This window comes from Lichenicoccus roseus (assembly GCF_005844085.1).
Lineage (GTDB): Bacteria > Pseudomonadota > Alphaproteobacteria > Acetobacterales > Acetobacteraceae > Lichenicoccus > Lichenicoccus roseus.
Window position 1 is genome coordinate 1 of the sequence record NZ_VCDI01000024.1, and the last position, 1,059, is coordinate 1,059.

The 1,059-nt window shown below is 65.6% G+C and carries 1 protein-coding gene; it reads left to right on the forward strand.

The window, feature by feature from the left end; all coding sequences use genetic code 11:
* The first annotated feature begins 94 nt into the window (after positions 1–94).
* Positions 95–1,043 (forward strand): IS630 family transposase gene (locus tag FE263_RS21925; protein ID WP_240760073.1). Its coding sequence is split into 2 segments (ribosomal slippage): positions 95–438 and positions 437–1,043, totalling 951 coding nucleotides; the frame shifts between segments, so codons are not numbered across the junction.
* Positions 1,044–1,059 lie beyond the last annotated feature (16 nt).

Here is a 1,059-nt window from a genome sequence, read left to right on the forward strand (position 1 = left end):
CTAGAGCACGATCTGACCGATCCGACTCGAAAGCTCTTGCCCGACGCGGCGCGAGTTTGATTCACCATGCTGGCTGGGCTGGAGGCCAGCATGGATGTCTCAGACCCTTTCCCAGGATCTTCGCTCGCGCGTGATCGCCGCGGTCGGCGGTGGCATGTCCCGCAACGCCGCCGCCCGGCGCTTTGGCGTCGGCGTCTCCACGGCCATACGGTGGGTGCGCGAGTGGCGCAGCACCGGCATTACCACTGCCAAGCCCAAGGGCGGTGACCTGCGCTCTCATCGCGTTGAAGCCTTTCGCGAGGTTCTGCTGTCGGCAATCGAGACCCAGAAGGACGTCACCCTGGTCGAGCTCGCTGCCATGCTCGAGCGGGACCACGCCGCAGTGTTCGCACCCAGCACGATCTGGCGGTTTCTCGACCGCCACGGCATGACCTTCAAAAAAAACAGCGCACGCAAGCGAGCAGGAGCGACCCGACGTCGCCGCGCGGCGGGAGGCGTGGTTCGAAGCCCAGCCTGACCTCGACCCCACGCGCCTGGTCTTTATCGACGAAACCGGCGCCACGACCAAGATGGCGCGCCTCCGCGGTCGGGCGAAGCGTGGCCAGCGATGCCGAGCGGCCGTGCCGCACGGGCACTGGATGACCACGACGTTCACCGGGGCGCTGCGACTGTCCGGAATGACCGCGCCGATGGTGCTCGACGGGCCCATGAACGGTGACGCGTTTGAGGCCTATGTCGAGCAGGTGCTGGTCCCTACACTGCGGCCCGGCGAGATCGTCATCATGGACAACCTGCCAGCGCATCGACGACCCACGATCGGAGCCGCCATCGAGGCCGCAGGCGCGGTGCTCCGCCACCTGCCGCCCTACTCGCCAGACTTCAACCCGATCGAGAACGCATTCGCCAAGCTCAAAGCGCTGCTGCGCAAGGCGGCGGCTCGGACCATCGACGACCTCTGGAATGCTGTTCGCGACGCGCTGCCTGAATTCTCTCCCACCGAGTGCGCGAACTACTTTAAAGCCGCAGGATATGAGCCGGAATGATCGGAATCTGCTCTAG